This window comes from Pseudomonas sp. NPDC079367 (genome assembly GCF_044542195.1).
In the GTDB taxonomy this organism is placed as follows: domain Bacteria; phylum Pseudomonadota; class Gammaproteobacteria; order Pseudomonadales; family Pseudomonadaceae; genus Aquipseudomonas.
Genome location: NZ_JBITTW010000009.1, coordinates 13330 through 25739 on the forward strand (window position 1 = coordinate 13330; position 12410 = coordinate 25739).

Here is a 12410-nt window from a genome sequence, read left to right on the forward strand (position 1 = left end):
GTGCGCCGTCGCGCATCAGAGACTAGCTGATCGATTGCCGGTTATTTCTTTTTCCGCCGACCGGCACCGCCGAGTTTGATCAGGCGCAACGCGGCTTGCGCCAGCACGGTGCGCTTGTCGTCCTTGTCGAGTTTCTTCCAGGCCTTTATCTCGCGTTTGCTGCGGCCACAGCCGAGGCAGATGTCGTCGGAGAATTTGCAGAGGCTGATGCAGGGGTCTTTGGTTGAACTCATCATCCTCTCCAGCTTTTACGTGGAAATGTGGGAGCGGGCTTGCTCGCGAATGCGGTGTATCCGACGTGACTGCATGCCCTGACACAACGCATTCGCGAGCAAGCCCGCTCCCACAGGGTCTGGGTCAGTCGCCGAACTCACGCCGTTCGGCTTCGATCGCTTCGGCCAATGCGCGAGCCTCGGCTTCTTCTTCGCTGAGTTCCGGCTGTTCGAGGGCGGCAACGGCGGCCAAGAGTTTCTCGCGGGCTTCGGCGACACCGAGAATGTCTTCTTCCGGTTCGGCATCAGGCGCGGCTTCATGTTCAACTTCAACAGTCGGCTCGATAATCTCAGGCTCAGAGACCGGCGCTGCGCCATCCACCGCATCACGCAGCAAGTCGTCGAAGTCGGTTTTGATGCCCTCTTCCATGCTGTCCAGCTCCAGCAGCAACGAATGGAAACTGGTTTCTTCCTTCTCCTCCTCCGGCTCGGCACTGGCGTCGGCCAGTTCCTGCAGACTCTGCGGCACCGGCGCATCGTCGAAGTCGAGCACCGGTTCGGCTTCCATTTCGCGCAGTTCGGCCAGCGGCGGCAGGTCTTCGAGATTTTTCAGGTTGAAGTGATCGAGAAACGCCTTGGTCGTGGCGAACATAGCCGGTTTGCCCGGCACGTCGCGGTAACCCACCACGCGAATCCACTCACGCTCGAGCAAAGTCTTGACGATGTTGCTGTTGACCGCGACGCCACGCACGTCTTCGATTTCGCCACGGGTGATCGGCTGGCGATAGGCGATCAATGCGATGGTTTCCAGCAACGCGCGGGAATAGCGCTGCGGGCGCTCTTCCCAGAGACGGCCGACCCAGGGTGAAAACTTCTCGCGGATCTGCAAGCGATAGCCCGACGAGACTTCCTTGAGCTCGAAGGCACGGCCCTCGCAGGACTTGCCGAGCAGCGTCAGGGCTTTCTTGAAGACCGCCGGCTCCGGCCGCTCGCCTTCTTCGAACAGTTCAAACAGGCGCTCAAGTGATTGCGGCTTTCCCGAGGCCAACAGAAAGGCTTCAAGCAGGGGCGCCAGCTCGCGGGGTTCAGTCAGGTTCATACAGGGACTCGTTATTCGGCTCGGGCTCGCACGTGGATCGCGGCGAACGGCTCATTCTGCACCAGCTCGACCAAGGATTCCTTGACCAGTTCAAGGATCGCCATAAAGGTCACCACTACACCCAAGCGCCCCTCTTCGGCGGTGAACAGCTCGACAAACGGCACGAAACCGCCGCCCTTGAGCCGTTCCAGCACATCGCTCATGCGCTCGCGGGTGGACAGCGCTTCGCGGCTGACCTGGTGACTTTCGAACATGTCGCCACGGCGCAACACTTCGGCCATGCACATCAGAATCTCTTCCAGCGCCACGTCGGGCAACAGCTTGCGCGCCCGCGCCTCCGGGGCATCGAGCTTGGGCACGATCACATCGCGACCGACCCGACTCAGGCCGTCGATGCCTTCAGCAGCAGCCTTGAAACGCTCGTATTCCTGCAAGCGACGGATCAGTTCGGCGCGCGGGTCGTCTTCCTCGTCTTCGACGGTTTCGGCGCGCGGCAGGAGCATGCGCGATTTGATCTCGGCGAGCATCGCCGCCATCACCAGATATTCAGCGGCCAGTTCCAGACGCACCGACTGCATCAACTCGACGTAGCCCATGTACTGGCGGGTGATTTCTGCCACCGGAATGTCGAGGATATTGATGTTCTGTTTGCGAATCAGGTACAGCAGCAGGTCGAGCGGGCCTTCGAAGGCTTCAAGGAAGACTTCCAGCGCATCCGGCGGGATGTACAGGTCCAGCGGCATTTCCATGACCGCCTGGCCATAGACCATGGCAAACGGCAGTTCCTGCTGGGCGCCGGCCTGGGGATCGACCACGGTTTCCACTGCCGACATTCAGGCCTCGACCATGAACGGCGTCGGATCGCCGCAACCGACGCGGACCACTTCCAGGTCGTCGCCGGTCAGGTCAATCACCGTCGAGGCCTTGATACCGCCAAAACCGCCATCGATGATCAGGTCGACCTGATGCTCAAGCAACTGGCGCATTTCATACGGATCGCTCAGTGGATCTTCGTCGCCGGGCATGATAAGCGTCACGCTCATCAGCGGCTCGCCGAGTTCGGCCAGCAGCGCCAGGGCGATCGGATGGCTCGGCACGCGCAGGCCGATGGTGCGTTTCTTCGGATGCAGCAACAGGCGCGGCACTTCGCGGGTGGCGTTGAGAATAAAGGTGTAAGGACCCGGCAGGTGCGCCTTGAGGATACGGAAGGTGCCAGTGTCGATCTTGGCGTAATTGCCCAGCTGCGACAGGTCGCTGCAGATCAGCGCGAAGTTGTGCTTTTCATCGAGCTGACGCAGACGGCGCACGCGCTCGATGGCGGTTTTGTCGCCGATCTGGCAACCGATGGCGTAGGACGAGTCCGTGGGATAAATCACCACCCCACCCTTGCGGATGATCTCGACTGCCTGTTTGATCAGGCGCGCTTGCGGGTTTTCCGGATGTATCTGGAAAAATTGACTCACGTTCTCTACCTGTTCAGACGGCGGCAATATCTGTGTCATGTTTGAACCGACACCACAGGGGTGGAAGGTCCTCGGGAACCGGCCGGTACTGGCCGATCTCGGACCAGCCGCCAGGGCCATGGAAGTCACTGCCGGCGCTGACCAGCAGACCGAACTCACGGGCAAGGATCGCCAGGCTGCCCACCTGTTCTGCGGGCTGATGGCCATTGACCACCTCGATAGCATGCCCGCCTGCTTGAATATAGTCGGCAATCAGCTTTCGGCGTTTGCTACGGGTGAAATCGTAGTGCCAGGGATGCGCCAGGCTGACCCAGGCACCGGCGGCGCGCAGGGTGCCGACGGTGTCTTCCAGGGTCGGCCAGTGCAGCTTGACGTCGCCGAGCTTGCCGGCGCCGAGCCATTTGCGAAACGCCTCGGCGCGATCCTTTACATAACCTTCACGCACCATCCAGTCAGCGAAATGCGGCCGGGCCGGCGCGTTGCCGCTGTCGCCCAGTTCCTGCTGGAGCTGCCGGGCGCCGTCGAGGGCACCGGGCATGCCCTTGAGGGCGAGCTTGCGGCTTATTTCTTCCGACCGCAGCCAGCGGCCATCGTGCAATTTAGCGATCGCTTCGACCAACGGCGCGGCGTTGACGTCGAAACCGTAGCCCAATACATGAATGGTCGCACCGCCCCAGGTGCAGGACAATTCGACGCCGTTGACCAGTTGCATGCCCAACTCGGTGGCGGCAGTTCGCGCCTCGGCGAGCCCCTCGAGAGTGTCATGGTCGGTCAACGCCAGGACCCGCACGCCGTTCTCGAACGCACGCGCAACCAGAACCGCAGGCGCCAGGGCGCCGTCGGAGGCCGTGCTGTGGCAGTGCAAATCAACATTCACGGGGAGTTGTAACCTCAAATCAGCTGGCGCTATCGCGCGCCCATATGTTTGTTATTATGCCGCCACATCCAGCTTCTGGCTCTCACTGTGAAACAATTCATCGATTTCATCCCGCTTCTGCTGTTCTTCATCGTTTACAAACTTGATCCGCGGGTCGTCGACATTGCCGGCCAGCAAGTGACCGTAGGCGGTATTTACAGCGCCACGGCGATGCTGATCATCAGCTCGCTGGTGGTGTACGGCGCGCTGTTCATCAAGCAGCGCAAGCTGGAAAAGAGCCAATGGCTGACGCTGATCGCCTGTCTGGTATTCGGTAGCCTGACGCTGGCATTCCACAGCGAAACCTTCCTGAAATGGAAAGCGCCGGTGGTCAACTGGTTGTTTGCAGCAGCGTTTATCGGCAGCCACTTCATCGGTGACCGCCTGCTGATCAAACGCATCATGGGCCATGCGCTGACCCTGCCGGACCCGGTCTGGACCCGCCTGAACATCGCCTGGATCGGCTTCTTCCTGTTCTGCGGCGCCGCCAACCTGTTCGTCGCCTTCACCTTCCAGAGCATCTGGGTCGACTTCAAGGTGTTCGGCAGCCTGGGCATGACCGTACTGTTCCTGGTTGCACAGGGCATCTACTTGTCGCGCCATTTGCATGACACCGATACCACAACGCCAAAAACCGAGGACTGACATGCTCTACGCCATCATCGCCACCGACGTTGCCAACTCGCTCGAAGCTCGCTTGTCCGCGCGCCCGGCGCACCTGGAACGCCTGCAAGCGCTCAAGGGCGAAGGCCGCATCGTGCTGGCCGGTCCGCACCCGGCCGTCGACAGCAATGATCCGGGCGCAGCGGGTTTCACCGGCAGCCTGATCGTCGCCGAATTCGATTCCCTGAGCGCCGCTCAAGCCTGGGCCGACGCCGATCCGTACATCGCAGCCGGCGTCTATGCCAATGTGATCGTCAAGCCGTTCAAGCAAGTCCTGCCTTAAGTCCTGCCACGCGATGAACCTTCTCGGTTCATCGCGCTCTCAATCGCTCATTATTCTCGTTTGCCTGCCGACAACCTGCCCAATATCCATTTGGAAAACAGGTGTCGCGATGCGCAAGGGTCCGTTGTGTCTGATGTTGCTCACGTTGTCGATCATGGCGCCCGCCCATGGTGAGGAAACCACCGAAGGCAGCAGCTCCACGCCATTGTCGCTGAGCGCCGGCAGCCAGATCACCGAACTGCAACAGCGGCTCAAGGCCAGTGAACAGCAGCGTGAAGAACTGAACAAACAACTGCAAAATGCCGACAACGCGCGTGAAAGCACCCAGCTCGCCCGGTTGCGCCAGGAGAACCAGCGCCTGAAGCTGCAACTCAAGGAAGCCCAGGCCAGCCCGTTGCCGCGTTTGCTGACCGATCAACAGCAGTGGTTCGTCACCGGCGCCGGGGTAGCGCTATTGGCGCTGCTCTGCGGTATCTTTGCCAGTGGTGCAAGCCGAAAACGTCGGCAATGGCTAAATTGAGTGAGTCATGAGCGAGCTGTTATTGATTGATGATGACCAGGAGTTGTGCGAACTCCTGAGTAGCTGGTTGAGCCAGGAAGGCTTCCAGGTGCGCGCCTGCCACGACGGCCAGAGCGCGCGCAAGGCGTTAGCCGAAGCCGCGCCGGCGGCGGTGGTGCTGGACGTGATGCTGCCCGACGGCAGCGGTCTGGAATTGCTCAAGCAACTGCGCAACGACCACGCCGACTTGCCGGTGCTGATGCTTTCGGCGCGCGGCGAACCGCTGGACCGTATCCTGGGCCTCGAACTGGGCGCCGACGATTACCTGGCCAAGCCTTGCGACCCGCGCGAACTGACTGCACGCCTGCGTGCGGTGTTGCGTCGCAGCCATCCCGCCGCCGTGTCGACGCAACTGGAACTGGGCGATCTGAGTTTCAGCCCGGTGCGCGGCGTAGTCAGCATCGACGAAAAAGAACTGACCCTGACTGTCTCCGAAAGCCGCCTGCTCGAAGCCCTGCTCAAGCAACCCGGCGAGCCGCTGGACAAACAGGAACTGGCGCAACTGGCCCTCGGCCGCAAGCTGACCCTGTACGACCGCAGCCTCGACATGCACGTCAGCAACCTGCGAAAAAAAATCGGCCCCCACCCGGACGGACGCCCGCGGATCGTTGCCCTGCGTAGCCGTGGTTATTACTACAGCCTCTGAATCTCTTCCCTGCCCTGATCATTCCCACGCTCTGTGTGGGAATGCAGCCAGGTACGCTCCGCGTCCCATCGTCTGAAGATCACAGCCTTCGGTGGCTCTTTAATGATCATTCGGGCATCGAACGAATAATGTCGGCCAAATCATTCCTGGTTATTTCCCTGGCACTGATGGCGGCAGCAACGTCTTTTTTGGACAGTGGGAAACGCTTGAAGATTTCCCTCAAAGTGTCCGCATCAACATCTGCCAGCCAGAGCGGGTCAATGAAAGGACCGCCATATTCAGGTTTCATGGCTACTTCTTCGTAAGCAACCGGACCTTTATGGTTGAAATACACCACATAACGATCATGCCCTTCAGGAAAGCTTTTATCGCGATATAGCGTCGTACCCTGCGGCAGCACGTAGTAATTCTCGCCGCCATTTGGGCCCTCGATCAGCAATGGCTCTTTCGTTTTGATCATCTTCATATCGTGTCCTTTCGAACCGTGATCAAAAATCAGCAAAGCCAAAAAAACCGCATTGATCGATAAAGCTGCCATCAGCCATGGGCCGAGTTGCCTGATAAACGTTTTCCTTGTCATACGGATCTCGGTATTGGCTTTGTTTAGGCACGCAGCCGTTGTTCTTTCGCTGCGGCAATACCGTCCAAATGAGCGATCACCGCCTCGGCGCGTGCATTATCCAAGAGATTGCAGCCACCGGCACCTCCTGCACAGGATATGTGTAAGGCCGGGAGTGAAGCGTCTTTACCCAAGCTTTACGCTGCGCTGACCGCCGCTGACCTTGATCTGCGTAATCTGCACTCATCCGGAACGTACCGGGAACGAGACAAGGAGATACACCATGCGCAAGACTCTTATCGCTCTGATGTTCGCTACCGCTCTGCCAACCGTGGCCATGGCCATGCCGCAGGATGGCGGCCCGATGGGTGGCCCGCTCGACGGTCCGCGCCACGGTGGTCAGATGCACGGCGGCATGCACGGCAAAGGCCCGTACAGCCAGCTTGATCTGACCCGCGAACAGCGCGAGCAGATCCGCAAGATCATGGGCGAGCAAATGCACGAGCGTAAGCAGGTGGTCGACAAATACCTGGAAAAACTCTCGCCGGCCGATCAGAAAGCCATGAAGGACGAGATCGCGGCCAACCACAAGAAAGCCGAGTCCGATGTCCGCGCGCTGCTCAAACCCGAGCAACAGAAGCAGTTCGACGAGATCCAGAAGAAGCGCGCCGAACGCCGCGCCGAATGGGCCGAGTTCAAGGCCTGGAAAGCGCAGCAGGCGCAAAAGGCGCAATAATGGCTTGACCCTGGGCCCGACGACTCACCTCGTCGGGCCTGTTCCATTCAAATCGAATGTGGGAGCGAGCCTGCTCGCGAAGGCGGTGTATCAGCCAGCGATGGACTGACTGACACTACGCCTTCGCGAGCAGGCTTGCTCCCACATTTGAACAGTGTGATTTTCGAGGAGTTTCTGTGCGTTCACTGTTCTGGCGGATTCTTGCGAGCTTCTGGCTGGCCATCGCTCTGGTAGCCGGCCTGTCAATTCTGCTCGGGCACATGCTCAATCAGGACGCGTGGATCCTCAGCCGTCATCCCGGCCTCAATACGCTGGCCAATGAATGGACGCAAACCTACGAAGCCCAGGGCGAAGAGGCCGCGCAGGACATTCTCGAACAACGTAAACGCCAGTATCACATCGACGTTCAGGTGCTCAATGAAACCGGCGACCCGGTGGTCCGCGGCACTTTCCCGCGTCGCGCCGCAGCGTTTGAAGCGCGGCAGCACAACGACGACCGCCGCTTGCCGTGGCGGCGCCTGACTGACGAGATCACCAGTGAAAAGACCGGCGACACCTATCTGTTCATCTATCGCATCCCGCACCCGGAACTCGACGCCTGGCACCGCGAAAGCCTGCTCTGGCCGCTGAGTGCGCTGGGCATTGCGCTGGTAGTGCTGACCTTGTTCAGTCTGCTGGTGACTTTCTCGATCACCCGCCCGCTCAGCCGTTTGCGCGGAGCGGTGCATGATCTGGGGCAGACCACTTATCAGCAGAACAGCCTGGCGAAACTGGCCAACCGCCGTGACGAATTCGGCGTGCTCGCCACGGATTTCAACCGCATGGGCGCGCGCCTGCAAAGCCTGATCGGCAGTCAGCGGCAGCTGCTGCGCGATGTTTCCCATGAACTGCGCTCACCACTGGCGCGCCTGCGCATCGCGCTGGCTTTGGCCGAGCGCGCCAACCCGCAAGAACGGGAAAAACTGTGGCCACGCCTGACCCGCGAATGCGACCGGCTGGAGGCGTTGATCAGTGAAATTCTGGTGCTGGCGCGAGTCGATGCCGACAACGCCAGCGCTGAAGAAGTGGACCTGAATGCGTTGCTCGCCACGCTGCAAAGGGATGCGCAGCTCGGCTCCCCCGAGCAGACCGTGCGCCTGCAAGCTGAGCCACAACTGAATCTCAAAGGCTGGCCGACGATGATCGAGCGCGCCGTGGATAATCTGCTGCGCAACGCCCAGCGCTTCAATCCGCCGGAGCAACCGATCGAACTGCAGGCTGCGCGGCAGGGAGAGCGGATTATTATCAGCGTGCGCGACCATGGGCCGGGGGTGCAGGCGGAGCATCTAAGCCAGTTGGGCGAACCGTTTTACCGGGCGCCGGGGCAGACGGCAGCGGGGCATGGCTTGGGGCTGGCGATTGCCAAACGGGCGGCGGAGCGGCATGGCGGCAGTCTGGTGTTGGCCAATCATGCGCAAGGTGGGTTTGTGGCGAGTCTGGAATTGCCGCTCTTACCCGGTGTGACGGTACAACCATGATGCAAATGTAGGAGCGGGCTTGCTCGCGAAAGCGTCGTACAGGTCAAACAAGATGTTGACCATGCCAGCGCTTTCGCGAGCAAGCCCGCTCCCACACGTGATTCTGTGAGGTCAGGCTTTACCGGGCCAGACGCTGACGAACTCGTTCAGATCAACCTTCTCCGCCACTCGCGGCTCTTTCTGCGGCGTGCCGAGATAGAGAAACGCGATCACCTCTTCGCCTTCCGCCAGCCCCAGGCCTTCGGCCACATGCCTGGAATACGCCAGATCCCCGGTGCGCCACACCGCGCCAATCCCCTGCGCGTACGCCGCGAGCAAAATCCCGTGTGCCGCGCAGCCCGCCGTGAGCAACTGTTCAGCCTTCGGATATTTCACGTGTTCCTGCAACCTGGCGATCACCACAACCACCAGCGGAGCGCGCAGTGGGCCGTTGCGGGCCTTGTCGATCATCGCTTCGGTGACTTCGCCGCCCTGCAGGCGAGCCGCCTCGGCGAGCAGCTCGCCCATTTGCTCACGCGCCGCGCCTTCGACGGTCAAAAAGCGGTACGGCTGCAGATGCCCATGATCCGGAGCACGCAAGGCCGCGCCAAACAGCGCCTCACGCTGCTCGGCAGTGGGGGCCGGTTCGACCAGGCGGGGAACGGAAACACGGTTGAGCAACGCGTCGAGAGCCTGCATCGGCCACCTCCTTTGAAAAATGTGCGGCTATTCTAGCTTTAACTGCGCAGCGCCTGCCGGTTTACATGCCCTGCCCCACGGGTAGAATGGCGCCCTTCCCCCATCAGCCCGAGCGGATTTCATGGCGTTGCCGACCTTACGGATCATTGGTTTCATCATCGGCATCTTTTTGATCACCCTGGCGGTGGCCATGGTCGTGCCGATGGCCACGCTGGTGATCTTCGAGCGCACCAGCGATCTTCCTTCGTTCCTTTGGGCGAGCATGATCACCTTCGTTGCAGGCCTGGCGCTGGTGATCCCTGGACGTCCCGAACACATTCATTTACGCCCGCGTGACATGTATCTGCTGACGGTGAGCAGTTGGCTGGTGGTGTGCATTTTCGCCGCGCTGCCGTTTCTGCTGACCCAGCACATCAGCTACACCGACTCGTTTTTCGAAAGCATGTCGGGCATCACCGCCACTGGCTCTACCGTACTCAACGGCCTGGACAACATGTCGCCGGGCATCCTGATGTGGCGCTCGATGCTGCACTGGATCGGCGGCATCGGCTTCATCGGCATGGCGGTGGCGATTCTGCCGCTGCTGCGTATCGGTGGCATGCGGCTGTTCCAGACCGAATCCTCGGACCGCTCGGAAAAGGTCATGCCGCGCTCGCATATGGTGGCGCGGCTGATCGTGGCGGCTTACGTCGGCATCACCATCCTTGGCAGCCTGGCGTTCTGGTGGGCGGGAATGAGCCTGTTCGATGCAATCAACCACGCAATGTCGGCGATTTCCACCGGCGGTTTTTCGACTTCCGACCAGTCGCTGGCGAAATGGTCGCAGCCGGCGGTGCACTGGGTGGCGGTCGTGGTGATGATTCTCGGCAGCCTGCCGTTCACCCTGTACGTGGCGACGTTGCGCGGCAATCGCAAAGCTCTGATCCGCGATCAGCAAGTGCAGGGGTTGCTGGCGATGTTACTGGTGACCTGGCTGGTGCTGGGCACCTGGTATTGGTGGACCACCAAGCTGCACTGGCTCGAAGCACTGCGGCACGTGGCGCTGAACGTGACGTCGATAGTCACCACCACCGGTTTTGCCCTCGGCGATTACAGCCTGTGGGGCAACTTCTCGCTGATGCTGTTTTTCTATCTGGGCTTTGTCGGCGGTTGCTCCGGCTCGACGTCGGGCGGGATCAAGATCTTTCGTTTCCAGGTCGCCTATATTCTGCTCAAGGCCAACCTCAATCAACTGATCCACCCGCGCGCGGTGATCAAGCAGAAGTACAACGGCCATCGTCTCGACGAAGAAATCGTCCGTTCGATCCTGACCTTCTCGTTCTTCTTCGCTATCACCATCTGCGTGATCGCCCTGCTGCTGTCGCTGCTCGGGGTCGACTGGATGACCGCGCTGACCGGCGCCGCCAGCACCGTGTCGGGCGTCGGCCCGGGTCTGGGCGAAACCATCGGCCCGGCGGGCAACTTCGCTACCCTGCCGGATGCGGCGAAGTGGATTCTGTCGTTCGGCATGCTGCTCGGCCGGTTGGAGATCATTACGGTGTTTGTGCTGTGTATTCCGGCGTTCTGGCGTCATTGACCGCGTCCGGCACCTGTAAAAGGCGCGTGCGGTATTCGCCGGGCGTGGCGTCGAACCAGCGGCGGAAGGCGCGAAAGAAGTTGCTCGGGTCGGCGAATCCCAACAGGTAAGCGATTTCCAGCAAGGTCATGCTCGGTTGCGCCAGATATTGCTCGGCCAGTTCACGCCGGGTGTCATCGAGCAACTGCTGGAAACTGGTGCCCTCCTCCTGCAACCGGCGCTGCAAAGTGCGCTGCGACAGGTGCAGGGTCTGCGCGACAGTGTCGCGCTTGGGCTCGCCCTGAGGCAGCAAACGACACAGCACCTGACGTGCCCGGTGCGTCACGCGAGTTTCGGAAAACCGCGCCAGATATTCGCCGGCGAAGCGGTCATGCAGCAACGCCATGGCTTCGTTGGCGGTGGGCAATGGTGCTTCCATATCGGCACGTTCGAAGATCAACGCATCGTAAGGGGCATTGAATACCAGCGGGGCGTGGAAGGCTTCTTTATAGGGTTGCAGATGGGTTGGCTGATCGCCCTGGATCAGCACTTTGACCGGATGCAGTGGGCGCCCGGTCAACCAGCCGCACAGCGCCAAAGCGCAGGCCAGTGACGCCTCGGCGCTCTGCCGGGTGGGCGGCAAGTGATCGCCGTGCACGGTGAGAATCAGCGCGTAACCTTCGTCGAGCAGGCGAAAACTCAAGTCGGCGCTTTCGGCAATGATGCGTTGATAGCGCACCAGGCGCTGGAAGCCTTCAGCCAGCGTATTGCTCGACATCAGTGCGTAGCCGGCGACATGGAACGAGGCCGGTCGCACCACTTTGCCCATGTTCAGGCCGATCGCCGGGTTGCCGGAGACCTCTACCGCGCGTTGCCAGAGCCGAGTCATGGAGTCTTGCGGGAAGCGCGCATCCGGATCTTCGAGGGCGCTGAAATCCAGCCCCAGTTGCTTGAACAGAACCCGGCAATCCAGGCCGTCCATCTCCAGTGCTTTGACAATCCCCATCGCCCAGCTTGCAGAAGTCGTTCGTTCGCTCATGGTTGTTATTCTTTTACATGACGGGCTGCAGGTAACCGCCCTATTTGCGAAGGATACTAAAGTGGCGCCGATTGTCACTGGCCCACACCCCTGATCACTCTAGACTCAAATAAGCTGCCCGCCGAACAACTTGACGCCAGAACAATCACCACAGAGAGCGCGGTCGTGGAAAATTTCAAGCAGTTCAACAGCTTCGCCGAGTTCTATCCGTATTACCTCGCCGAACACAACAACAGCACCTGCCGCCGTCTGCATTTCATCGGCACTTCCCTGGTCATCTTCATTCTCGCCCTGAGCATCGCCAAGGGCGCCTGGCTGCTGTTGCTGGCTTTGCCTCTGGCCGGTTACAGCTTCGCCTGGATCGGTCATTTCTTTTTCGAGAAGAACCGTCCTGCGACCTTTCAGCATCCGCTGTACAGCCTGCTCGGCGATTTCGTCATGTACCGCGACATGATTCTCGGTCGCGTGGCGTTCTGAATGAGGAT

Annotated in this window: 16 protein-coding genes; 8 read left to right on the plus strand and 8 right to left on the minus strand. The window is 60.5% G+C overall.

Annotated elements, in window-relative coordinates:
- Positions 1 to 41: 41 nt before the first annotated feature.
- The 5 genes from ACIGDJ_RS10900 to ACIGDJ_RS10920 all read right to left on the minus strand — a co-directional run bounded on the left by ACIGDJ_RS10900 (position 42) and on the right by ACIGDJ_RS10920 (position 3651).
- Positions 42 to 233 carry a DUF1289 domain-containing protein gene (locus tag ACIGDJ_RS10900; protein WP_101158614.1) on the minus strand — a complete coding sequence of 64 codons (192 nt, stop codon included), beginning with the start codon at positions 231 to 233 and terminating at the stop codon, positions 42 to 44.
- 124 nt (positions 234 to 357) lie between these two features.
- Positions 358 to 1311: an SMC-Scp complex subunit ScpB gene (gene scpB, locus ACIGDJ_RS10905; RefSeq protein ID WP_101158613.1), complete on the minus strand. Its 954-nt coding sequence runs from the start codon at positions 1309 to 1311 to the stop codon at positions 358 to 360.
- Positions 1312 to 1322: 11 nt separating this feature from the next.
- Complete coding sequence (locus ACIGDJ_RS10910; RefSeq protein ID WP_172828192.1) at positions 1323 to 2021, minus strand: ScpA family protein; 699 nt, start codon at positions 2019 to 2021, stop codon at positions 1323 to 1325.
- A gap of 123 nt (positions 2022 to 2144) precedes the next feature.
- A complete protein-coding gene (locus ACIGDJ_RS10915) occupies positions 2145 to 2774 on the minus strand; it encodes an L-threonylcarbamoyladenylate synthase (RefSeq protein WP_397478377.1) in 630 nt (209 codons plus the stop codon).
- A gap of 13 nt (positions 2775 to 2787) precedes the next feature.
- Positions 2788 to 3651: a PHP domain-containing protein gene (locus tag ACIGDJ_RS10920; protein ID WP_101158612.1), complete on the minus strand. Its 864-nt coding sequence runs from the start codon at positions 3649 to 3651 to the stop codon at positions 2788 to 2790.
- An 87-nt stretch (positions 3652 to 3738) separates the two neighbouring features.
- On the opposite strand from ACIGDJ_RS10920, the gene ACIGDJ_RS10925 reads away from it, so the two are divergent.
- From ACIGDJ_RS10925 to ACIGDJ_RS10940, 4 genes are all read left to right on the plus strand, one after another.
- A complete protein-coding gene (locus ACIGDJ_RS10925) occupies positions 3739 to 4335 on the plus strand; it encodes a septation protein A (RefSeq protein WP_101158611.1) in 597 nt (198 codons plus the stop codon).
- Position 4336: 1 nt separating this feature from the next.
- On the plus strand, positions 4337 to 4636 hold the full coding sequence (locus tag ACIGDJ_RS10930; protein WP_016771127.1) for a YciI family protein: 300 nt from the start codon (positions 4337 to 4339) through the stop codon (positions 4634 to 4636).
- A 109-nt stretch (positions 4637 to 4745) separates the two neighbouring features.
- Positions 4746 to 5156, plus strand: a complete 411-nt coding sequence (locus ACIGDJ_RS10935) for a translation initiation factor 2 (RefSeq protein WP_101158610.1) — start codon at positions 4746 to 4748, stop codon at positions 5154 to 5156.
- A gap of 7 nt (positions 5157 to 5163) precedes the next feature.
- A complete protein-coding gene (locus ACIGDJ_RS10940; RefSeq protein ID WP_101158609.1) occupies positions 5164 to 5841 on the plus strand; it encodes a response regulator transcription factor in 678 nt (225 codons plus the stop codon).
- A gap of 106 nt (positions 5842 to 5947) precedes the next feature.
- Here ACIGDJ_RS10940 and ACIGDJ_RS10945 read toward each other — a convergent pair whose 3' ends face one another.
- The gene (locus ACIGDJ_RS10945) at positions 5948 to 6421 is read right to left on the minus strand and encodes a hypothetical protein (RefSeq protein ID WP_397478378.1); all 474 of its coding nucleotides are present in this window, start codon (positions 6419 to 6421) and stop codon (positions 5948 to 5950) included.
- Positions 6422 to 6683: 262 nt separating this feature from the next.
- Between ACIGDJ_RS10945 and ACIGDJ_RS10950 the strand changes: the two genes are divergently transcribed.
- Both ACIGDJ_RS10950 and ACIGDJ_RS10955 read left to right on the plus strand, forming a co-directional pair.
- The gene (locus tag ACIGDJ_RS10950) at positions 6684 to 7136 is read left to right on the plus strand and encodes a Spy/CpxP family protein refolding chaperone (protein WP_101158607.1); all 453 of its coding nucleotides are present in this window, start codon (positions 6684 to 6686) and stop codon (positions 7134 to 7136) included.
- Between the two features lie 176 nt (positions 7137 to 7312).
- A complete protein-coding gene (locus ACIGDJ_RS10955; RefSeq protein WP_397478379.1) occupies positions 7313 to 8653 on the plus strand; it encodes an ATP-binding protein in 1341 nt (446 codons plus the stop codon).
- 111 nt (positions 8654 to 8764) lie between these two features.
- Here the strand turns inward: ACIGDJ_RS10955 and ACIGDJ_RS10960 are convergent, their stop codons facing one another.
- Entirely contained in the window at positions 8765 to 9331 is a 567-nt protein-coding gene (locus ACIGDJ_RS10960; RefSeq protein ID WP_101158605.1) for a nitroreductase family protein, read from the minus strand.
- 121 nt (positions 9332 to 9452) lie between these two features.
- Here ACIGDJ_RS10960 and ACIGDJ_RS10965 point away from each other — a divergent pair, with 121 nt between their 5' ends.
- Positions 9453 to 10907 (plus strand): TrkH family potassium uptake protein, encoded by a 1455-nt coding sequence (locus ACIGDJ_RS10965; RefSeq protein ID WP_101158604.1) that lies wholly within the window; start codon positions 9453 to 9455, stop codon positions 10905 to 10907.
- Here the strand turns inward: ACIGDJ_RS10965 and ACIGDJ_RS10970 are convergent.
- A complete protein-coding gene (locus ACIGDJ_RS10970) occupies positions 10864 to 11925 on the minus strand; it encodes an AraC family transcriptional regulator (protein ID WP_397478380.1) in 1062 nt (353 codons plus the stop codon). The two genes, ACIGDJ_RS10965 and ACIGDJ_RS10970, sit on opposite strands and share 44 nt — an antisense overlap.
- A gap of 165 nt (positions 11926 to 12090) precedes the next feature.
- On the opposite strand from ACIGDJ_RS10970, the gene ACIGDJ_RS10975 reads away from it, so the two are divergent.
- Entirely contained in the window at positions 12091 to 12402 is a 312-nt protein-coding gene (locus ACIGDJ_RS10975) for a DUF962 domain-containing protein (protein WP_101158602.1), read from the plus strand.
- Positions 12403 to 12410: the final 8 nt, after the last annotated feature.